Raw genomic sequence first — 21,182 nt, 5'->3', positions numbered from 1 at the left:
GCTCTGGCCCCCGCCGCTGTCCCCGCAGCGCCGGCCGCCCCGAAGGCCGACGAGAAGGCTGAGCAGAAGGCCGAGAAGAAGTCTGCGGACGTCAAGCCGCAGGCGGTCACCAAGGAACTCCCCGTCAACTACGCGGCACAGCTGACCGGCTACTGGTGCGGCCCCGCGGCGACCCGCATCGCCATGTCGTCCAAGACCGGTGACCTGCCCTCCCAGGCCGAGCTGGCCAAGGAGCTGCGCACCACCGAGAACGGCACCGACCACGTCGGCCAGGTCGCGGACGGCCTGAACAAGCTGCTGGCCCCGACCGGCACGCACTACGTCGCCAAGGACCTCAGCAGCCGCAAGATCTCGCCGGAGATGACCAACGAGCTGTGGAACGACACGGTTCGCAACATCGACAGCGGCAAGGCCATGGTCGCCAACATCGTCGCCGAGCCCGGCAACCAGCCGCCCGGCTACCCGTCGAGCCAGACGATCTACCACTACGTGTCGGTCGTCGGCTACGACGCCGAGAAGAAGAACGTGAAGATCGCCGACCCGGCGAACTTCAGCGGCAACAAGGAGTACTGGCTGAGCCTCGACCAGCTGACCTCCCTGGTCCAGCCCCGCGGCTACGTCGCCTGATCGCAGAGCGATCACCGGCGCCCGCTTCGGGTGCTGAACGACCACTGCGGCGGTCCCTGCGGAAGGGGGCCGCCGCAGTCATCGTCGGGCGGTCCGCGGTTCCCCCGGCCCGATCTCCGCGAAAAGTCCTCGCGGGAAGCGAAAATCCCCTCGCCATCGGTTCGATGACGAGGGGATTCCCGGTGGTGCTCAGAGCGTGAAGGCCGCCCGGGTGTAGCCGCCGACGGTGGCGTTGCGGTCGACCCCGCCGGGGATGCCGGGAACCTGTCCGGCGTCGCTGTGCTGGTGCAGCGCCAGGCGCGGGTGGCCCCAGCCCGGGTTGCCCGGGTCGCCGTTGTAGCGGGCGATCCACAGCAGCACGTCGTCGCCCGCCCACAGGTTCGGGTCGACGATGTTCTGGAACCAGTTCAGGCTCGCGTACACCAGCACTCCGCGGACGCCGGTCGCGATGCGCAACAACCGGACGAACTCGGCGATGAAGGCGTTCGGATCGGGGATCTCGGGGTCCTCCATGTCGAGCATCGGCCACATGTTGCCCGGCTCCTTGAGCCCGTGCTGGCCCATCCACCAGGCGAAGTGCCCGACCTGCGGGTCGATGTCCCCGGGACGGGCGAAGTGGTAGCCGCCGGTCATGATGCCCGCGCCGCGCGCTCCGGCCACGTGGGCGCCTGCCGCGTCATCGACCCAGGTCCGGCCTTCGGTCAGCTTCATGCTCGCGAAGGTGATGTTGTTGCCGCGAACGGCGGCCCAGTCGTCGACGGCGTTGTGGTGGCTGATGTCGATTCCGTAGTCCATGGGGCCCCATCTAGTCGTGCTCGGGTTGCGCAACGCTCGCGGAGGTGGCCGTCGGCGTTCCCCAGCCGGACGCTCGGCTGAGCTGGTGATCAACCCACGCTGCGCACACGGTCTCAAGAAAAGATCGTTCTGTGGGGTGAATGACTGGAATTACCACGTTTGGAGCACCCGTACGCCGCAGTGCCGGTTGGTGCTCCTGGCCCACAGTCGCGGAAACGGGCGATCTTGTCGTGGCACGTGCGGCGTTCGTGGTCCACTGGGACGTGGACGGCCGGTTGATCTTTGGGAAGCATCGGGGGCCGTTGGCCTTCGGGAGGAGCGGCATGAGCGACGGCGTTGGGGACCTGCGCACGGACGTGGCGCACGGCGCGCGGATCTACGACTACATCCTGGGCGGCAAGGACAACTACGCCGTCGACCGCGCCGCCGCCGAGGCCTCCCAGCAGGTCTGGCCCGCGCTGCCGGTGCACATGCGCGCCAACCGCGAGTTCATGCACCGCGCAGGCCGATTCCTGGCCACCGAGTGCGGGATCGACCAGTTCCTGGACATCGGCACCGGAATCCCGACCAGGCCGAACCTGCACGAGGTCGTGCAGGAGGTGAAGTCGGAAGCCCGCGTCGTCTACACCGACAACGATCCGATCGTGCTCGCCCACGCCCGCGCGCTGATGGCGCAGAACGGGCGGGGGAGGACGGCTTACGTCGACGCCGACCTGCGCGATCCCGACACGATCCTGAACTCGCCGGAGTTCCGGGAGACCCTGGACCCGAACCGGCCGATCGGCCTGATGCTGATCGCGGTCGTGCACTTCATCGAGGACGACGACGAGGCGCTGGACGTGGTCCGCCGCATCGTCGACGTGCTGCCCTCGGGCAGCTACGTGGCGGCCACGATCGCCACCGACGAGTACGCCCCGGAGCTGCTGGCCGAGGTCCGCCGCGCCTACCGCGAGCACGGCGAAACCCTGAAGTTCCGCTCGCGCGCCACCGCGCAGCGCTTCTTCGACGGCCTCGACGTCGTCGACCCCGGGCTGGTCCAGATGCACAAGTGGCGCCCCGACGACCTCGAATCCCTCAACATCCCCGAATCCGACATCGCCATGTACGCCGCGATGGCCCGCAAACCCTGAGTCGGCGAAAAGACCGCGCCCGAGCGGCATCGGCGGCATCATGGGTGGATGTTGATCGACATCTTCCCGCCGTTCGGGCTGAGGGTGACCACGCCGAGGCTGGTGCTGCGGCTGCCCTCGCAGGACGAGCTCGGTGAGCTGGCGGAGCTGGCCGCTCGCGGGGTGCACGACCCGGGGTTCATGCCGTTCAGCGTTCCGTGGACCGATCACCCGCCCGAGCAGGTCGCGCTGAACGTGGTCCAGCACAACTGGGCGAAGCTGGCCGAGTGGAGCCCGCAGGACTGGTCGATCGGTTTCGGCGTGTTCCTGGACGGCGTCATCGTCGGGCAGCAGAGCGTCCACGGCCGGAACTTCGCCATCACGCGCGAGGTGAGCACGGGATCGTGGATCGGGCGGAGGCACCAGGGGCGGGGGATCGGGGCCGAGATGCGAGAGGCGGTGCTGCACTTCGCCTTCGTCGGCATCGGAGCCCGGCACGCCCGTTCCTCCGCCGCGGAGGGCAACGAGGCGTCGCTGCGGATCTCGCGCGGCCTCGGCTACGAGCCCGACGGCGTCCAGCGCAGCGCGCTCCGCGGCGAGCTGAGGGTCGAGCACCGGTTCAGGCTCACCCGCGAGTCCTGGGAGGCCCACCGCTCGGTTCCGGTCGAGATCGAGGGGCTGGCTGGCTGCCTGCCGATGCTGGGCGTGGAATCGCCCTGAGTCAGGTGCGTGCGGGTCGGTTGGCGAGTTGCTGGGTCGAGGGCTCCACCGGCTGGGGCGGGTTGGCATGGGCCTGCTGGGTGCGGCCGGTCTGAGACGCGTTCGGCGGGGCCGCCGGGGTGAGCTGCGTCTGCGCGGCGCTCGCCTGCGAGGCGCTGGGGGACGCGGCCGGGGTGAGCTGGGTCTGCTGCGCGGCGTGGGAAGGGCCGGGGGTGACCGCCTGGTTGAGCTGCGTCTGCTGCGTGGAGTCGGTCTGCGCGCCCTGGGCCGACGCGCTCGACAGGTTCGAGCTGACGATGCGCTGCAGGTTGCGGTGCGCGTTGTTGAGCTCGTGGCGCATGCCGTGGATCTGCTTGGTCAGCGTGTCGCCCTCGGTGAGCGTGTTGGTCTCGACCGCGCGCAGCAGCACGCCCAGCTGACCGTGCAGGCGCTGGTGCACCTCGGCGAACGTGGCGACCTGCTGCTGCATCTCCAGCGGCGGCTGGGTGCGCGAGATCGCCTTGATCATGGTGTCCTGCCAGCGCTGCCCGGCCTGGCGGTAGTGCCGGTCGGCGGCCGTCCGGTAGTGCGGGGCGACCTGCGCGTCCAGGGACATGCGGATGAGCTCGTGGCAGCTGTTGACCAGTTCGCGGGCGGCGGTGGTCAACGCGTAGGCCCACTCCCACTGCTCGGCCTGCGTGCTGGCGTGGCGCTCCTCGCGCGCTTCGTCCAGCTGGCTCCGGGACAGCTTCACCTGTTCCCAGGCGCGCTCGGCCTGCTCGGTGGCGGTCGTGGCGGCGCGGCCGGTCTTCTCCGCGTTGGCCTCGACCGCCGCGGCCAGGCGGCGCACGGTCTCGGAGCGGCGGGTGGACTCCTCAGCGGTCTTCCGAGCCGACCACAGCAGCCAGCCGGAGACGCCGGCGGCCACGAGAGCCAGGACAGCCGGGATCCACGTCACCCAAACCTCGGTCCCCATGTGCCCGACGATGACACATGAGCGGTTGCTCCGGTCGGGCGCATGAGGAAAAACTCCCGATGACTACGTGCGGTCGCGGCACGTGACTCTGCGAAATCGGAATTCACCGGGGAAGACTCTGGCGCATGCCGGTGAAAAGCGGTAGGGGCCGCCTTCTTTCGCCTCGGGATGGTTTGCTGTGCCGGGACATGGAAGTGATGTTGCAGAGCGAAGGTGGACATGTACGCGCGGTACGTGGCGATCGGGGACAGCCAGACGGAAGGCGTGGGCGACGGTGATGACGAGCGCGGCCTGCGCGGCTGGGCGGACCGGCTCGCGGAGAAGATCGCGGGCCTCGACCCGGATTTCAGCTACGCCAACCTGGCCGTGCGCGGCAGGCTGATCGGCGAGGTGCGCGCTCAGCAGCTCGGACCCGCGCTGGAGCTCAAGCCTGATCTCGTCACCGTGGTCGCGGGGCTCAACGACGTGCTGCGCAGCGAGTACGACGGTGACGCGGTCGCCGCGCAGCTGGACGAGATGATCGGTGCGCTGAGCGGATCGGGTGCGCACGTGGCCACCGTGACCTACCCCGACATCGGCGAGATCGCTCCGATCGCCCGCCGCTGGCAGCCTCGGCTCACCGAGTTCAACGCGCGCGTGCGCGAGATCGCCGCCAAGCACGGCGCCACCGTCGTCGAGGCGGACCGGCACCCGGTGTGCGCCGACCGGAGGATCTGGAGTCACGACCGGCTGCACCTCAACCCCGCGGGCCACGCGTTGCTGGCCGACGGTTTCGCGCACGCGCTGGCGCTCCCCGGAGCTGACGATGCGTGGAGCCGCCCGCTTCCGGAACGTCGAGCGCCCGGAATCCTGCGGGTGGTCTCAGGCGAGATCCGTTGGGTCGCCGTGTTCTTGGCACCGTGGCTGTGGCGGCGGATCACCGGGCGGTCGTCCGGCGACGGCCGGACCGCGAAGCGGCCGCACCTGCTGCCGATGCGCTGAGTCCGCCGGAGCGTCCGATGTGAACGCCTCGGCGCCGGGTGCTCCCGCGTCAGTTCTTGCGACCCACCACGCCGGCGATGCAGTTCTCGGCCTGGTTCAGCGGGCGCGACCTGGGGCCGTTCGGCCACCAGAGGTCGCAGAGCTCGACGTCGGCCGGGGAGTTCAGGCCGGGCGGTAGGACGTCCAGCCCCGGGAGCAGCGCGCGGATCTCGTCGCGGGTGCGGAAGCGGCCCGAACCCATCGGGCTGTGCAGGAAGAGCTCCTCCATCTTGCGGGCGAGCTCGCTGTGCTCCGGGGTCTGCGGGTCGAAGAAGTGCGCCACGACGACGTAGCTGCCCGGGGCGAGCGCGTCGATGTAGGCCCGCATCAGCTCCGGGCCGTCGTCGCCGAGGTAGTGGTGGAGGGTGCCGACCTGCAGCAGCGCGATCGGCTCGGCGAAGTCGAGGTGCCTGCGAACGGTGTCGTGGGCGAGCGCCTCGCCGGGGTTGAAGATGTCGGCGGAGGCGAAGCGGGTGTGGTCGTTCTCCTCGAGCAGCGCCTTGCCGTGCGCGATGACCACCGGGTCGTTGTCGATGTAGACGACCTCGGTCGCGGGATCGACCCGCTGCACGATCTGGTGCGTGTTCTCCGCGGTCGGCAGGCCCGAACCGCAGTCGAGGAACTGCCGGACGCCGGCCTGGTCGGCGAGGTACTGGCATGCCCTGTTCAAGAACCTGCGGTTGGACCACGCCATGTCCTTGACCTCCGGGGCCGCCCGGCCGACTTCGTGCAGGACTCGGCGGTCGACCTCGAAGTTGTCCTTGCCGTTGAGCGCGGCGTCGTAGACGCGGGCGATGCTGGCCTGGGTCGTGTCCACGCCGACGGGTGCGGAACTCGGTGCCGTCGAAGGCGTCTCGGACATGCCTGCTCCTGCTTGCTCGGTGGCCACGATCACGAAGTTACCGCACGGTTTGCCCTACGGGGCAACAGGTTTCGGCGTGCGAAACGGCGGATATCCGTCCTCTTCCCGTTTGCCCGCGACGTCCTCGTCCGGCGCGCAAATAATCTCACATGGAATCTTCTTGAAGGCAAGAGACCTTGGTGCGTGTCACCTGGACGGCGCGTCCCTTCGGCGAGTTCGAGCAGCGGGCGGATGTGGGCCGAACCGCCCCTCGCGGTCAGAGCCCGGCGCCGGCGTTCCGGTGATGTAGCGGCTGACGTCGGAGGCCAGGTGCAGGACCGTGCTGGTGACGTCCTCCGGCTCCAGGGAGGCCACCGGGAGGCGGTTGACGCCGCGGACGACCTGCTCGAAGTCCTCGCGGGTCGGGTTCTCCAGGTCGGGCCGGAAGAGGCCGTAGAGGGCATCGTTGTGGATCAGGTCGGTGCCCACGGTCGTCGGGTGCACCGTGTTGACCCGGATGCGCTGCGGTGCGAGCTCCCAGGACCTTCATCATCATGATCAGGCCGGACTTGGCCGCCGAGCAGTGCGCGGTGTTGTCGTTGACGTGCAGTGCGGCCAGCGAGCTGCGGTCTCGGCCAGCGCGGTGGAGTCCCGCACGTCGGCGTTGCGCGCGACGACGCGATGGCCGACGGCCTCCACCTGCCGGACGGTCTCGGCCAGGTCGTCGGCGGTGGCCAGCGGGTACCGGACCGATCCGACCGGGGCAGGCGCGTCGGTGGCGATGATGTCGGCGCCTTCGCTCGCCAGCCGGACGGCGTGGCTGCGGCCCTGACCGCGCCCGGCGCCGGTGATGAAAGCGACCTGGCCGTCGAGCTTGCCCATGGTTGGTCTCCCCGGTCCTCGTGTCGACCGAGCCGACGGTCTGGCGAACGATCCCGGAAGTCGTTCCGCAGCGGACTTCACCGCGCGGTGGCCGCCTCGGTGCACTGCGCTTCGCCGCGGCAGGCGGCGAGGCCGGTGAGGATGCGGTGGAGCTCGTCGCGGCGCTCGGGCGGCAGGCTCGGGTAGGTGTTGGTCAGCTGGAACGGGTCGGTCCGGGCGTCGTAGAACTCGCGCTCGCCGGTGACGTACTCGACGTAGGTGCCCTCCGGAGTCCTGATCGCGGTGTAGGTCGGCGGGATGCGGTCGGGCTTCTCCTGGCGATCGGGATCCTCCTGCGAGACGCGCGGCTCGTGGTGCTCGATCAGCGCGACGTTCCTGCCCGTTCCGGGGCCGCCGCGCAGCAGCGAAGCGAAACCGGTGCCGTCGATGTCGGGACGCCCTGGTGCGCCTGCGAGTTCGGCGAAGGTCGGGCGGAAGTCGATGTTCTGCACCGGATCCGCGATCGTCCGCCCGGCCGGGACACCCGGTCCGGTGGCGATCAGCGGGACCCGCACGTCGGTGTCGAACGCCGTCTGCTTGCCCTCGGGCAGCGCGTGCTCACCGAGGTGGAACCCGTTGTCGGAGGTGAAGAGGACGTGCGTGCGCTGTGCCTGCCCGGTCTCGGCGAGCGTGCGCCGGAAACCGCTGAGCATCTCGTCCACCGCCTGAAGCGACTGCGCTCGCTTGCGGAACTTCACGTCCGCCGCCTGCGCCTTCGCGGCGGGCAGCGGCGGAAGCGCGCGCAGCCACGCCGGTTTGTCCGAGCGGTCCGGTTCGTCGAAGGACGGAGTGCGCGGCGCGGTCAGCCCCGGGAACTCCTCGGCGTGCCGAGGAGCCGGGGTGAACGGTCCGTGCGGCGCGAACGGTGCGACCTCCAGGAAGAAGGGGGTGCCCTGGGCGGCGCTGGAGCGGATGATGTCGTTGCCGCGCTTGGCCAGCACGTCGGTCAGGTAGTCGCCGGGCCGGTGACCGTGCGACCGCACACGGCCGTTGACGTTGAGCTGGTAGTCGTACTCGTCGTAGCCGTTGCCCGCCACGGCCCACTCGTCCCAGCCCGGCGGAACGAAAGGCCGCTCGCCGCCGAGGGTTCGGCCCGGCCGGTAGCCGTTGAGGTACTTGCCCATGAAACCCGTCCGGTAGCCGGCCTGCTGCAACTGGGTACCCAGGGTGTCGCGCTCGTCGCGGCGGTGGAACACCGCGAACCCTCCGTCCGGCGGCTCGTTGGTGAACACACCGGTGTTGTGCGGGTACTTCCCCGACAGCAACGACGTGCGGGACGGGCAGCACAGCGAACCGGTGACGGTGGAGTTCGAGAACGTCACGCCCTCCCGCTGCATCCGCAGCACCTCCGGCATGAACCGCACCAGGTCCTGGTCCATGTCGTCGACCAGCACGAACACGATGTTCGGTCGCGACGGTTCAGCAGCGGGTGGCGGCGGGGGAGCGGTGCACGCGGCCAGGACCAGGCCGATGGCGGCCCCGCAGACGGCCAGCCGCGGACGCGGCATATCGATCATCCTCCAGGGGACTTCGGCGCCGCGCACAGCATGCCCGGTGATCGTCGCCCGGCCAAGCCGATGACCAGAAGTCGAACGACGCCGGGCCCGTAGAGGAATGCGGCGGAGCCGACTCCTAGCGGACGGCGGTGAAAGCCGTGAGGGAGGTCAGGTCGCGACGGGAGACGTCGGAGAAGACGCCGCGCAGCGCTCGCTCGATCCGGTCGATCTTGTCCTCGGAGAGGGCGTTGCTGCGGGTGAGCAACGACGGTTTCGTCCCGCCGTGGCAGGCGATCAGCAGCCGCCCGCCGGGGCGGGTCACCCGGTGCAGCTCGGCGACGCCCGCGTCGAGGTCCGGCCAGATGGCCACGTTGTTCACCGAGACGACGCGGTCGAAAACCGCGTCGGGGAAACCGGTGTCGGCGGCGGCGCCCAGCCGGAGATCGATCCTGCCCGCGTCGATCTCGTCGGAGTGCGGACGGCTCGCGAGGTCGCGCATCTCCGCCGAGGGGTCGACGCCGCAGATCCGCCTCGCGCGAGTCCGCGTCAGGAGGCGGATCAGTCCGCCGGGCCCGTAGCCGACTTCGAGGACCTCCGCCCCGGCCGGGACGTCGAGGAGATCGAGCACCTCCTCCTGGCGGTTCGCCCAGAGCATGAAGAGCCCGGCCATCCGGCCCCGCGCACCGCGCGGGAGCGCGAACGGCGAGCGGCTCGGTTCACCCAGGCTCCGCGACGTCATGGCTGCCACGTCCACCCTTCCGCTTCAACCCGGGTTGAAGCCCTGCACGGGAGGTCCAGGACCAACGGTACCCACGAGCGACGGACCTGGCCGGGCGGGCGAGCCAGGCCCATCGCGCGCGGGATCAGAAGAAGACGTGCTCGGGGTGCGGGTGGCTGAGGAAGTCGTGGTGCGAGATCTCCCAGCCGTAGGCTCCCGCGTGGCTGAACACCAGCACGTCACCTGCGCGGAGGCGCTCCACCGGCACGTCGCGGGCGAGGACGTCCTTCGGGGTGCACAGCTCGCCGACGACGGTGACCGGCCCGCTCACCTCCGGACGCGGCGCCGTCGTCTCCCAGCGGTCCACCGGCAGCACGGTGAAGGGGTGGCTGTGCTGCCAGGACGACGGCAGCCGGAACTGGTGGGTCCCGCCGCGCACCAGCGCGTACTGCACGCCGTGGTTGCGCTTGACGTCGAGCACCTCCACGGCGTAGCTGCCGCACTCGGCGACCAGGTAGCGCCCGCACTCGAAGTCGATCTCCCGGATGTGCGCGGGGAACTCGGCGAGCACCGAGGGCAGGCGCCGGGTGAACGTCGGCCAGTCGAACTGCCGGTCCAGCCGGGCGTAGTCGACGCCGATGCCGCCGCCGACGTTGATCACCTCGCAGCGCAGCCCGAACTCCCGCTCCCACCCCGACACCGTGCGCCCGTAGTGCGCCAGCAGCTCCAGGTGGGCGTCGGCGGAGAGGTTGTTGGACAGCGAGTGCAGGTGGAACCCGGCGAGCCGCACCCCGGGCAGCTCGCGTGCGGCGGTGACGCAGCCGGGCAGGTCCTGCTCGTCGATGCCGAACTGGGTGGGCTTGCCCGCCATCGCCAGGGTCGCGGTCGGGAACGGGCCCGAGAGGTTGACCCGCAGCAGCACCTCCGCCGTCGTGCCCAGCCGGGTCGCCGCGGCCGAAACCCGGTGCAGCTCCAGCGGGCTCTCCACGTGCAACCGCTGCACGCCCTGCTTGAGCGCCTGCTCGATCTCCGCGGGCGTCTTGGTGGGACCGCCGAAGATCACCGGGACGTCGGCGCCGACGGCGCGCGCCTTGTCCAGCTCACCGCCCGAGGCGATCTCGAACCCGGCGACCAGCGGAGCCAGCGCCCGCAGCAGCGGATCGGCGCTGTTGGCCTTCATCGCGTAGAACATCCGGCAGCGCCGCGGCAGGGTGGCCGTGATCGCGCGGACGTGATCGGTCAGCCGGTCGAGGTCGTAGGCGAACAGGCACACCGGGTCGCCGCCGACGCGTTCCCGCACGAGTCCTTCGAGTCGCTCAGTCATGGTTCTCCCGGTGTCGGTCGAGGTGGGCGCGCAGCGCGCGGGCGGCCAGGCCGCGTTCTTCGCCGAGCACGAAGGTGCGCACCCCGGCCGCGCGCCACCGCTCGTGGTCCTCGGGGGTGCGCGGGATCGCGCAGTAGGGCACTCGGTGGGCGTCGCATTCGGCGTGCACGCGGGCCAGCGCCTCCTGGACCAGGGGATGCCGCGTCTGCCACGCGACGCCGTAGGACTGCGACAGGTCCGCCGCGCCCTCCAGCACCAGGTCGACGCCGCCACCGGCCAGGATCGACGGCAGCTCGTCGACGCCCTCGGCGTCCTCGATCATCGCGATGACCATGGTCTCCTCGTTGGCCCGCCGCACGTACTCGGTGAGCTCGATGCGCCCGAACCCCGGGACCCGGCCCCCGTTGAGGCTGCGCATGCCCTCCGGTGCGTAGCGGGCGGCGCGGATCGCCGCGTCCACGTCGGCGCGGCAGCGCACGTGCGGCACCACCACGCCCAGCGCACCCGCGTCCAAGGCCTGCAGGATCGCTCCGGGGTCGGCTTCGGGGACGCGGACGAACGGGACCAGGTCGACCGCCTCGGCCGCCCGGATGAGGTTCTCCAGCTGCTGCGGGTCGACCAGGGAGTGCTCGGTGTCGAGGATGACGAAGTCGTAGCCCGCGCAGCCGATCATCTCCACCAGCGGCGGTGACGGGATGGAGCAGAACAGCCCGTAGCTCTCGCCGCCCTCGGCGAGCCGGCGCTTGACGGTGTTGGGCTTCAGCACCGCTCCACCTCCGCCAGCGGGTTGGGCACGGCGTGCAGCCGCAGCTCGGTGTCCGGGTGCAGCCTGCGGGTGGTCAGCTGCTCCACCTCGATCGCCGGGGTGAACAGGTCGAACAGCTCGAAACGCGACTCCAGCTCCGGGAACCGGCGCTGGTAGGCGCGGACCTCCTCGACCACGACCCGCCAGAAGTCCTGCTCGGCGAAGTCGTAGTGGTCGGCGAGGAAGAGGGCGAGCTCGCCGAGGTTGATGAAGAAGAACGCGTCCAGCAGGAAGTCGGTGACGAGGCTCAGCTCGTCGGTCTCGACGAACGAGTTGCGGTTCTGGTGGTGCGCGGGCGTTCCCGCCAGCTCCGGTGCGGGTTTCGCGAGGTGCTCCCGGGAGAAGCGCACGCCGTCGTGGAAGTCCTTGAGCACCACGCGTTCCGGCTTCCCGTCGACGTGCACCAGGGCCATGTTCTGCGCGTGCGACTCCAGCGCGACCCCGTGCGCGCACAGCAGGTGCACCAGCGGCAGGGCGCTGACCCGCACCACCTGGCGCACCCAGTCCTCGACCCCGGAGTCGCGCACCCACGCGTCGATCAGCGGTGTCCCGTCGCGCAGGCAGGCGGTCAGGCCGGTGAACGGGATCGCCCGCTCGCCGGTTCCCAGGTGCGGGTGCAGGCTCTCGCGCCAGATGCACGCCAGCGCGCCGTAGGTGTCGGCCTGCAGCAGATCTGCTTCCGGCGTCACCGACACGCCCAGCTCCTCGCCGAGCAGGACCGGCCGCAGCTCGCCGGACAGGTAGTCGTCGCCGGCGACGACCTCGCGCAGCCAGTCGGTGATGCGCGGGGCGTTGCGCACTGTGTGCGCGGCCAGACCGCGGCTGGTGGAGGTGTTCACCATCGACATCGACAGCTTGAGGTACGGGCGCTCGGGTGCGTCCCGGCAGGTCAGGGTGCGGATCGACTGCTGGGCGAGGAATTCGTGCGGGTCGTCGCCCAGGGGGATCAGCTCACCGCGCCCGAGCTGCTCGGAGAACGCCCGCGCGATGCGCTCCCGCCACTGCCACGGGTGCACCGGGACCAGCACGTAGTCGTCCGGGTCGCGGCCCGCGTCCTCGATCCGGCGGTGGAAGTCCTCGACCGCGGTGCCCAGCTGCTCGGTCACGTAGTCGCTTCCGAGGGACGCGGAGCCGCTGACCTCGGTGATGCCGCGGTGCGCCGCCAGCCACAGCGGGCGCAGCGGGTTGGCGAACTCCGGGCCGAAGGCGATGTCGTCGGCGACGTCGAAACCGAGGCGGGACTTGTACGTCGGGTGGTAGCGGTGGCCGTCGGTGATGGCCGATTCCAGGACGTCGTGGTCCGCAGTCGGCGGTGGGTCCTCGCGGAGGTGCTCCGACAGCGCGTCCTTGAACAACGTCTCCTCCAGCTCGCGGGCGAAGCCGGGGAGGTGGTCGGGGTCGGCGTCCAGGGACTTGCGGACCTCCGAGAGGAACCGGGTGACCGACTCGGCCTCGACGCCGTCGCGCAGCACCGGCGAGGTCAGCCCGATCCGGCCGAACCCGAACCTGCGCACCGCGCGGAAGGAGTAGCGCACGGGTTGGCCGGCGTGGTCGATCCCGGTGACGACGTGCTCGTCGCCGTCCCGGTCGGTGCGCACAGCACCTTCGTAGAGCAGGGATTCGACCAGCTGGCGGAACACGCGGCGCCGCACGTCCGGGGCGCGGGGGTCGCTCAGCGCTGCCTGCACGAGCTCGGCGGTCATCGGCTCACCTCGTGAATCGGGTTGGGGATGTCGACGTAGAGCGGGTTCTCACCGCGTTCGGCGAACCGGCTGAGCAGGTTCGCCTTGGCGGGCAGTGTCGGCGCCTCGCGCAGTTCGGCCGCGTAGCGCCCGGAAACGCCGCGCAGGAACTCGCGCACGACCTGCCACAGCACCCGCTCACCGGCGGGTGTGCACCGGCCGAGCACCGCGACCACGTGCCCGAGGTGGTTGGTGACCAGGTGGTACCGCAACCGGTGCCACGCTTCGGCGTCGTCGTAGAGCACCGGGCTGGTCGGGGGCAGGATCCCGTCCGGGACGCGATCGCGGTCGGCGCTGGTGCCTTCCATGTCGCGCACGTAGAACCGGCTGGGCCACCCCTCTTCGGTGTGCAGCAGGCTGTTCTGCACGTGGGCTTCGAAGCCGATGCCGTCCTCGGTGAACACCGACAGCAGCGGACCCAGCGAGACCCGCAGGTAGCGGCGCACCCACTCGGCGACGTGCTCGGCGGTGAGCGGGCCCGCCCGCGCGACGAGGTCCACCAGCGCCGGCCGCCCGTCGACCCGGTCCTCCAGCAGCGCGGCGAGCACGCGCGGAGCGATCTCGGTGCCCGCGAACGGGTTCCGGCGGAACAGCACGGCGAAGTCCGCCGCCAGGTCGCCGACCGCCGCCGGGTCGAGGGTGCGGTACCCGGTCTCCGGCAGCACCTCGAACCCCTCGTGGTCCCAGTGCTTTTCGAGCGCCGCCACCAACCGGCCGGCGTCGGCCGCGCGGTGCAGGTGCTCGACGGGGTTGTTGCGCACGAAGTTGGTGATGCGCACGTGCAGCGGCAGCTTCCACGCGGTCGGGAACCCCGGGTCGCAGACGGTGCGCACCGAGGACGTCGCGTACACCCGCGCTCCCACCGGGCCCAGCGGAGTCAACCGCCCCGCCTCGATCAACTCCCGCACGCGGGGCTGTTCCCGCAGGTAGGCGTCCTGCCACGGGTGCACGGGGAGAACCGAGAGGTCTTCCTGCCCGAGCCACGGACCGTCGCCGACCCGCTCCTCGAGCAGCAGCTCGGGGGCCGCGGCCCAGTGGTGCAGCCGGAACGACGCGCCGAGCTCCGGGGCGTAGCGCTCCAGGTCCTCGTCGCTGATCCCCTCCGCGCTCTTGGGCGTCGGGTGGAACGGGTGCCCCAGCAGCAGCGACTGCTCCGCCTGCCGGGTGATCTCCGCCGGACCGGTCGCGCTCGCGAACGAGGGCCGGTCCAGGTAGCGCGCCGTCCGGGCGACGCTGTTGGCGACCTGGCGCAGGAAGCGCTCCACCGCTTCCTCCGGTGCCGTCGCGCAGCGACCGGCCAGCTCCTCGGCCACCAGCGCCACGAACTCCTCGTGCTCGAGCACGACCCCATCCCGCGACACCTCCGCCCCGTAGACGTGGTGACCGATCTCGGACCGGTGCCGGACCTCCGCGCACAAGCTGCTCGGACGCCCGGACCCGGTCCGCAGCGGGATTCGCACCGAGCCGGCGCCGAACTCACCGCCGACTTCCCTGACCAGCGCGTTCAGCAGCCGTTGCCGGGCCGCCGCACGTGCCACAACGTCGTTCACCTCAACACCTTCTCGTGAGTCTCAACCGGGGCGGAGGTGCTGGTGGCAACCTCCGCCTTCGTTCGGCCGGCCAGGGCCAGCAGTGCGGCGGCGCCCAGCAGCGCGCCGATGAGGGAGAACACCGCCGGCGGCGGCAGCAGGACCGCCAGGACGGCGCCCGCGAGCGGGCCGAAGACCTGACCGAGGTCGAGCACCCCGGTGCTGAACCCGAACGCCGTGCCCGAACCGCGCTCCGGCACGTGGTGCGCGTTGACGTGCAGCACCGATTGCACGAGCGCCGCGAAGCAGAAGCCCTGCACGATCCGCAGCGGGATCAGCGCTTCCACGCTCACCAAGCCCTGCAACGCCACCGCGAGCGCGCAGCAGGCCGCCGCCACGGCGAACCCCAGCTGCGCGGGCCTGCGGTCGTTGCGTCGGCCCCACCAGGGGCTTCCCGCGCACGACGCCGCCCAGGTCAGCGCCTGCAGGGCACCGACCCACACCGTCGCGGTGGCCACCGACCCGGACATCCGCTCGACCTGCGGTGCGAAGACCACCACCAGCGCGTAGATCGCGGCCTGCGCCGCGAAACCGGCCAGCAGCATCAGACGGCTCTCCCTGCGCCTGAGCAGGAGTCCCGCGATGACGCGCGGCGAATGGCGTTCCCGCGCCTGCGCCGGTGGTTCGGCCAGCGAGCACGCGGCCAGCACGCTCGAGAGCACGAGCATCCCCGCCACCGCCGCGAACAACGGACCGAACCCGATCTCGGTGGCCAGCAACCCGCCCACCAGCGGTCCCAGCAGCGAACCCGCCGCCGTGGCGCCGAAGAGCATCCCGAGCGCGCGCCCGCGCCGGTCGGTCGAGGCCGCCGCGGTCGCGTAGGAGGCGGTCGCGCTGACCACGCCGCCGCACGCGCCCTGCAGCAACCGGCAGGCCAGGAACTCCTCCGGTGTGCTCGCCAGCGCCATCAGCGCGATCGCCAGACCCAGCCCCGCGTGGGCGCGCACCACCATCGCCTTGCGGCCGAACCGGTCACCGACCCAGCCCCACAGCGGCCCGCTGACCAGCTGGACCACCGCCGGAGCCGCCACCGAAACCGCGGTCCACCAAGGTATCTCGGCTCGGGGCGTGCCGAGCCCGGCCAGGTAGAACGGCAGCAGCGGGACGACGATCGTCAGCCCCGCGGTCGCCGCGAACTGCCCCAGGCACAGCACGGGATAGGTCCTGCCTGGCGAGAACATCACGCCTTCAACCCCCCGACCAGCGGATTCGGCACCGACCCGACACCGGCGGGCATGCTCACGCCGCTGGAGCTCCCCTGCCGCAGCAGCGGTTCCAGCACCCGTCGGCTGGGCCAGGAGTCGGCTCCCAGCAGGCACTTCCGCAGCACCTCGCGCACCTCGGCGGGCTGCGAGGGCAGGAGCCCCCGCACCGCCTGGTGCAGCTGCGCCCACAGCTCCCGCTCGTCCACTCCGAAGTGACGGCGCAGGGCGTCGGCGATCCCGTAGAGGTTGACCTGGAACCCGAGGGTCTGCAGGTAGCCGACCAGCGATTCGGCCGAGTCGAGCCGGAGCGACTGCGGCGCACCGGGTTTGATGACGTACTGCGGATCCGGCGTACCGGCCGCGCGCATCCACTCCGGGAACAACCGCAGGGTGTCGTGGTCGCGCAGCACGAACTGCTCCACCCGTCCCTCTTCCAGCCGCACCACCACGTTCTGGCCGTGCAGCTCCGGCAGCACCCCGCGGCTCAGGAAGCCGAACGCGATCTCGCAGAACGAGCGCGCCAGGTCGGCGAAGAACCGGACCGGGTCGAACCGGTCGGAGATCGCCGGTGCCAGCACGTCCCACTCGTGCGCGGCCATCGCCGCCATCGGCAGCACCAACCCGTCGAGCTCCGGGTAGATCCGGACCTGCGCGGCGAGCTGTCCGGGGCGATCCCCGAACTCGTCGTCCGGGTCGTGCCACCCGGCCCAGACCCGCTCGTCGCACAGCGCGACCCGTTCGCCCAGCGCCGGAACCCGGTCGAGCAGATCGGCCATGCAGCGCTGGGCCCGCTCGGCGTTGGCCAGGTAGCGAGGCGGCAGCAGCCGCGTCGCGCCCAGCGTGGCGACTCCGAGCGGGAGCTTGACGTGCCGGTCCGTCTCGGGTTCTGCGACCAGGGTGCGCAGCGAGGAGGTGGGGTGGAAACCGCCGAGCCCGCGAGCCAGCGGAACCACCGCCCCCTCCGCCATCTCCGCGCCGAAGGACTCCGCCAGGACGTGCTGGAACTGCCACGGGTGCACCGGGATCGGCTGGTAGTCCTCCCCGGCCTCGTCGAGCACCCGCTGCTCGGCGGAGGAGAGGACCAGCTCGGCGAGGTGGTGCGAGAGCGGGTCGGAGCCGTGGACGAGGCGGTCGCGGCGCACCGCCACCCAGTCCAGCCCCCACGGCTCACCGCGCATCGGGCCGTACCGCTCGACCTCCTCCGCGCGCCACCCCGCCGCCGCGCGGGAGGTGGGGTGGAACGGGCGGTTGCGCGTCGCCGCCAACCGCTCACCGGCCAGCAGCCGACCGTCCCGCGGAGTCAGGTCGAGGGACGCGCGCTGCTCGCGCAGCACGTCCGCGTGCTCCACCGCGGCCCGCAGGTCCGCGGCGACCTCGGACGAGTCCTCGCTCACCAGCGAGAGGAGCTCGGCCGGCGTCAGCGACCGCGTCCCCTCGAACAGGACCGGACCCCCGGCGTGGCGATGGCGCTGCAGCGCGCCGCCGGAGACGATCCGGAAGCGCACCGCGCCGGCCGCCAGCGTGATCCGGCCCCAGCCCGGCGGCTCCTCGGTGAGCTCGACGAGCTCCTCCTGCAGCAGCACGTCGATGAGGTCCCGCATGACCAGCTCGGCCGATCCGCCCTGCATCAGTACAGGTCCAGCCAGGTGCCGACGCCCTGCTCCTTGGCGCGCTCGTAGACCGCGCCCGCGCAGGCGATGTCCTCCACGGCCATGCCCATCGGGTTGAGCACGATGATCTCGTCGTCATCGGTGCGGCCCGGCCGGGTGCCCGCCAGGATCTCGCCGAGCTCGGCGTGCAGCTGCTCGCGGGAGAACGAGCCCTCCAGCACCAGCTGGTTGATGATCTTCTTCTCGCGGTTGCTCTGGTCCCAGTCGTCCACCACGACCTTGTCGGCCTTGAGGAAGACCTCCTTGTGCACGTCCATGATGGACACGTTGCACAGCAGCGCACCGGGCTTGAGCCAGTCGGAGACGATGTAGGGCTCGCTGGTGACGGTGCACGGCACGACCAGGTCACCGGCTCGCACGGCCTCTTCGGCGGTTTCGGTCACGTGGGCCTTGACCGACGGGTGCTCGCGGCCGATCCGCTCGGCCAGCGCGTGCGCGGCCTCCGGTCGCTGGTCGTGCAGGTGGACCTGCTCGATGCAGTCGAACTGCTCCAGCAGCGCCGTGATCTGGGTGCTGCCGATGAGTCCGCAGCCCACCAGCGCGACCTCGGAGAACCCGGCGCGCGCCAGGTGCCGGGCCGCCAGGCAGGTCACGCCCGCGGTGCGCCAGGCGCTGATCAGGCTTCCTTCGAGCACCGCCACCGGGTAGTTGCTCTCGGGGTCGTTGAGCACGATGACGGCGCTGGCGCGCTCCTTGCCTCGCTCGGCGGGGTTGTCGTGCTTGCTGCCGATCCACTTGATGCCGGACAGCCCGGGATCGCCGACGTGCGCGGGCATCGCGATGATCCGGTCGGCGATGTGGCCCTGCTTGCCCGCCACCCGCAGGTACGGCTTGAGCGGCTGCACGGTCTTGCCCTCGGAGTGCGCGATCAACCCGTCGTTGAGCGCTTCCACGTAGAGCTCGGACGCCGCGCCGCCGACGGCTGCGATGTCGCTGCGGCTCAGGTAGAGCATCTTCGGGGATTCCTCGGTGGTCACCGGTGTTTCTCCTTCGTGTTGCGGTGTTCGGTCAGTTCGAGCAGCGCCGGCGGGCGGCGTCGAACCAGTCGTCGTCGTAGATCAGGTCGAGGTAGCGGTCCCCGCGATCGGGGAAGACCGCCACCACCCGGCACGGGCGGGGGAGTCGCGGCAGCGTGCGCTGCACGGCGGCGACGACCGCTCCGGTGGACCCGCCGGCGAAGATCCCCTCGGTGGCGAGCAGTTCGCGGCAGCCCACGGCGGCCTCGAAGTCGTTGACGTGCACCACTTCGTCGATTTCGTCGGGGCTGAACAGCTCCGGGACCCGGCTCGCGCCGATGCCCGGCACGTCGCGCTGCCCGGGCGGGCCGCCGAAGATCACCGAGCCGACGGCGTCCACCGCGACCACCCGCATCTCGGGGAAGTCCTCCCGCAGGCGCCGCGAGCAGCCGAGCAGGCTGCCGGTGGTGCTGACCGCGCCGAACAGGTAGGTCGGCGGTCCGTCGAGCTGACGGCTCAGCTCGTCGCCGGTGCCGTGGTAGTGCGCCTGCCAGTTGCGGTCGTTGGCGTACTGGTTGATCCAGATCGCACCGGGCGAGTTCGCCACGATCTCCTGCACGCGGAGGATCCGGGTGTGCAGGTAACCGCCGGTCTCGTCCGGCTGGTCGACCATCTCCACCTCCGCGCCCAGGTGCCGGAGGATCGCGACGTTGGCGGGCACGGCCTTGGGGTCCAGCACGCACGTGAACCGCAGCCCGTGGATGCGCGCGGCGATGGCCAGCGCGATCCCGAAGTTGCCGGAGCTGCTCTCCACCAGGTGGGTTCCGCGCTGGATCGAACCGTTGCGCAAACCCGATTCGACGATGTGCCGTGCGGACCGGTCTTTCATGCTCCCGCCCGGGTTCATGAGTTCGAGCTTCGCGATCACCTCGACATCGGGTTGAGGGAAAAGCCGGTTCATCGCGACAGCAGGAGTGTTTCCCACGCATTCGAGAACCGACCCGATTACGGATTCGGTCTGGGTGTCGACGGCCACGTTTCTCCTCAGATCGACGACCGAAAGGCACAGCTACGAGCGGAAACGCTAACAAAGGCAAGGCTAACTTAACAGGATTGATCTGCGAGAGCCAGCGCACATCGGGGTGGCGCAAGCGGTTGCGGATCGTCCGTTGCGAAAAGCTCCGAACGGCCTTTTCGGCGATTCTGAGCAGCGCTGTTCCGGTGCTTGAGGCATGAAAGCGGAACAAGGTTTTCCAGATCATCGGGGAGAACTGGATTCGAATGCTCCGGATGGTTGGAGAATTCGGCGTTGACCGCGGTGGAGCCGCCCGAGGGGGCCGGGCTCCCCGCTGCGACGTTCGCTGGGTCAGGATCGGGGGAGACCCGAGTGGACCTGGAGCGATGAATGCCGGAGACGTTGTCCGTTGAACTGGCCTACGGCAGGACGGGGCTCACCGTGGAGCTGCCGTCCGAGCGCACGACCGTGGTCGCGCCCGCCCATCCGCCGGCTGCGCCCGAACCGGCGGCGGCGCTGCGCCGAGCGCTCACCGAACCGGTTGCCGGTCCGCCGTTGCGGGAGCGGGTGCGGGCCGGGCAGCGGATCGCGGTGTCGCTCTGCGACGCGACCCGGCCGCAGCCCTGCGAGGCGATGGTGCGCGCGCTGCTGGCCGAGTTGGAGGGCATCGCGACGCGGGAGGACTTCACGCTGCTCGTCGCCACCGGGACGCACCGCGGCAACACCGATTCCGAACTGCGGGCCATGCTCGGCGACGAGCTCGTCGAGACCATGCGCATCATCAACCACGACTGCCGCGACCCCGAAGTGCTCTGCCCGCTGGGTACTTTCGGCGACGGCGTGCCGGTGTCGCTCAACCGGCACTGGGTGGAGGCCGACGTCCGGATCACCACCGGCTTCGTCGAACCGCACTTCTTCGCCGGTTTCAGCGGTGGCCCCAAGCTCGTCGCCCCCGGCCTCGCCGGACTGGACACGGTGCTCACGCTGCACGACGCGGCGCGCATCGGCAGCCCGCAGGCGACCTGGGCGGTCTGCGAGGGCAACCCGGTCCACGACGACGTCCGCGCCATCGCGGCGGGCACCGGGGTGGACTTCGCCTTCGACGTGGTGCTCAACCGCGAGCAGCGGATCGTCGAGGCCTTCGGCGGAGACCTGCTCCCGATGCACGCAGCCGCCCGCGAGGTCGTGCGCGAGCTGTCGATGCGGCCCGTTCCGCAGCGCTACGACGTCGTGGTCACCACCAACTCCGGGTATCCGCTCGACCAGAACGTCTACCAGGCGGTCAAGGGCATGACCGCCGCCGCGACCGTCGTCAAGCCGGGTGGGCTGATCGTCTGCGCCGCCGACTGCAGCGACGGCTTCCCCGATCACGGCTCGTTCCGCGAAGTCCTGGCCTCCGAACCCACGCCGGAAGCGTTGCTGCGGACCATCTCCGGGAGGACCGAGACCGTCCCGGACCAGTGGCAGGTGCAGATCCTCGCCCGCGTGCTCGCCACGGCCCGCGTGGGCGTGCACACCACCAACCTCACCGACGAGCAGCTCCGCACGGCCCACCTCTACCGCGTCGACGACATCGCCACCGCGGTCGCCGAGGAACTCGCCGCGAGGGGTCCGCAGGCCCGCGTCTGCGTCCTCCCCGAAGGGCCGCAAACGATCCCGTACGTCGAGGGCTGA

Annotated in this window: 19 protein-coding genes and 1 pseudogene; 5 read left to right on the top strand and 15 right to left on the bottom strand. The window is 70.9% G+C overall.

What is annotated here, in order from left to right; genetic code table 11:
• Window positions 1–627: C39 family peptidase (locus tag E1202_RS23600; protein ID WP_328591015.1), on the top strand; the 627-nt coding region annotated here is incomplete at its 5' end.
• A 189-nt stretch (window positions 628–816) separates the two neighbouring features.
• Here the strand turns inward: E1202_RS23600 and E1202_RS23595 are convergent.
• On the bottom strand, window positions 817–1,422 hold the full coding sequence (locus E1202_RS23595) for a glycoside hydrolase family 25 protein (protein WP_132685318.1): 606 nt from the start codon (window positions 1,420–1,422) through the stop codon (window positions 817–819).
• 323 nt (window positions 1,423–1,745) lie between these two features.
• On the opposite strand from E1202_RS23595, the gene E1202_RS23590 reads away from it, so the two are divergent.
• Both E1202_RS23590 and E1202_RS23585 read left to right on the top strand, forming a co-directional pair.
• The gene (locus tag E1202_RS23590; protein WP_132685317.1) at window positions 1,746–2,552 is read left to right on the top strand and encodes an SAM-dependent methyltransferase; all 807 of its coding nucleotides are present in this window, start codon (window positions 1,746–1,748) and stop codon (window positions 2,550–2,552) included.
• Window positions 2,553–2,600: 48 nt separating this feature from the next.
• Window positions 2,601–3,251, top strand: coding sequence for a GNAT family N-acetyltransferase (locus E1202_RS23585; RefSeq protein WP_132685316.1), 651 nt, complete (start codon window positions 2,601–2,603; stop codon window positions 3,249–3,251).
• A 1-nt stretch (window position 3,252) separates the two neighbouring features.
• Here E1202_RS23585 and E1202_RS23580 read toward each other — a convergent pair whose 3' ends face one another.
• Complete coding sequence (locus tag E1202_RS23580) at window positions 3,253–4,206, bottom strand: hypothetical protein (RefSeq protein WP_235878943.1); 954 nt, start codon at window positions 4,204–4,206, stop codon at window positions 3,253–3,255.
• Between the two features lie 219 nt (window positions 4,207–4,425).
• On the opposite strand from E1202_RS23580, the gene E1202_RS23575 reads away from it, so the two are divergent.
• Window positions 4,426–5,187, top strand: coding sequence for an SGNH/GDSL hydrolase family protein (locus E1202_RS23575; RefSeq protein ID WP_132685315.1), 762 nt, complete (start codon window positions 4,426–4,428; stop codon window positions 5,185–5,187).
• A 49-nt stretch (window positions 5,188–5,236) separates the two neighbouring features.
• Here E1202_RS23575 and E1202_RS23570 read toward each other — a convergent pair whose 3' ends face one another.
• The 13 genes and pseudogenes from E1202_RS23570 to sbnA all read right to left on the bottom strand — a co-directional run bounded on the left by E1202_RS23570 (window position 5,237) and on the right by sbnA (window position 19,478).
• Window positions 5,237–6,088, bottom strand: a complete 852-nt coding sequence (locus E1202_RS23570) for an SAM-dependent methyltransferase (RefSeq protein WP_132685314.1) — start codon at window positions 6,086–6,088, stop codon at window positions 5,237–5,239.
• Between the two features lie 186 nt (window positions 6,089–6,274).
• Window positions 6,275–6,595 (bottom strand): annotated as a pseudogene (locus tag E1202_RS32335) (hypothetical protein); the annotation flags it as partial.
• A gap of 30 nt (window positions 6,596–6,625) precedes the next feature.
• Window positions 6,626–6,949, bottom strand: coding sequence for a Rossmann-fold NAD(P)-binding domain-containing protein (locus E1202_RS32330; RefSeq protein ID WP_328591014.1), 324 nt, complete (start codon window positions 6,947–6,949; stop codon window positions 6,626–6,628).
• A gap of 77 nt (window positions 6,950–7,026) precedes the next feature.
• Window positions 7,027–8,496 (bottom strand): sulfatase family protein, encoded by a 1,470-nt coding sequence (locus tag E1202_RS23560; protein ID WP_235878941.1) that lies wholly within the window; start codon window positions 8,494–8,496, stop codon window positions 7,027–7,029.
• Window positions 8,497–8,620: 124 nt separating this feature from the next.
• Complete coding sequence (locus tag E1202_RS23555) at window positions 8,621–9,223, bottom strand: class I SAM-dependent methyltransferase (protein WP_132685312.1); 603 nt, start codon at window positions 9,221–9,223, stop codon at window positions 8,621–8,623.
• A gap of 124 nt (window positions 9,224–9,347) precedes the next feature.
• Entirely contained in the window at window positions 9,348–10,526 is a 1,179-nt protein-coding gene (locus tag E1202_RS23550) for a type III PLP-dependent enzyme (protein ID WP_132685311.1), read from the bottom strand.
• The gene (locus tag E1202_RS23545; RefSeq protein ID WP_132685310.1) at window positions 10,519–11,292 is read right to left on the bottom strand and encodes an HpcH/HpaI aldolase family protein; all 774 of its coding nucleotides are present in this window, start codon (window positions 11,290–11,292) and stop codon (window positions 10,519–10,521) included. The genes E1202_RS23550 and E1202_RS23545 overlap by 8 nt, the downstream gene beginning before the upstream one ends.
• Window positions 11,286–13,034: an IucA/IucC family protein gene (locus E1202_RS23540; RefSeq protein ID WP_132685309.1), complete on the bottom strand. Its 1,749-nt coding sequence runs from the start codon at window positions 13,032–13,034 to the stop codon at window positions 11,286–11,288. Before E1202_RS23540 ends, E1202_RS23545 begins: the two co-directional genes overlap by 7 nt.
• Window positions 13,031–14,623 (bottom strand): IucA/IucC family protein, encoded by a 1,593-nt coding sequence (locus E1202_RS23535; RefSeq protein WP_132685308.1) that lies wholly within the window; start codon window positions 14,621–14,623, stop codon window positions 13,031–13,033. Before E1202_RS23535 ends, E1202_RS23540 begins: the two co-directional genes overlap by 4 nt.
• The gene (locus E1202_RS23530) at window positions 14,620–15,843 is read right to left on the bottom strand and encodes an MFS transporter (RefSeq protein WP_132685323.1); all 1,224 of its coding nucleotides are present in this window, start codon (window positions 15,841–15,843) and stop codon (window positions 14,620–14,622) included. Before E1202_RS23530 ends, E1202_RS23535 begins: the two co-directional genes overlap by 4 nt.
• Window positions 15,843–17,495, bottom strand: a complete 1,653-nt coding sequence (locus tag E1202_RS23525; protein WP_132685307.1) for an IucA/IucC family protein — start codon at window positions 17,493–17,495, stop codon at window positions 15,843–15,845. Before E1202_RS23525 ends, E1202_RS23530 begins: the two co-directional genes overlap by 1 nt.
• The gene (gene sbnB / locus E1202_RS23520; protein WP_328591013.1) at window positions 17,495–18,514 is read right to left on the bottom strand and encodes a 2,3-diaminopropionate biosynthesis protein SbnB; all 1,020 of its coding nucleotides are present in this window, start codon (window positions 18,512–18,514) and stop codon (window positions 17,495–17,497) included. The genes E1202_RS23525 and sbnB overlap by 1 nt, the downstream gene beginning before the upstream one ends.
• Before the next feature lie 31 nt (window positions 18,515–18,545).
• Window positions 18,546–19,478 (bottom strand): 2,3-diaminopropionate biosynthesis protein SbnA, encoded by a 933-nt coding sequence (sbnA, locus tag E1202_RS23515; protein WP_268952359.1) that lies wholly within the window; start codon window positions 19,476–19,478, stop codon window positions 18,546–18,548.
• A 420-nt stretch (window positions 19,479–19,898) separates the two neighbouring features.
• On the opposite strand from sbnA, the gene larA reads away from it, so the two are divergent.
• Window positions 19,899–21,182 (top strand): nickel-dependent lactate racemase, encoded by a 1,284-nt coding sequence (gene larA, locus E1202_RS23510; protein ID WP_132685305.1) that lies wholly within the window; start codon window positions 19,899–19,901, stop codon window positions 21,180–21,182.

It is taken from the genome of Saccharopolyspora karakumensis (assembly GCF_004349225.1).
GTDB classification, from domain to species: domain Bacteria; phylum Actinomycetota; class Actinomycetes; order Mycobacteriales; family Pseudonocardiaceae; genus Saccharopolyspora; species Saccharopolyspora endophytica.
The sequence above is the reverse complement of the archived record's forward strand: the minus strand, read 5'-3'. Positions and strand labels throughout refer to the sequence as shown.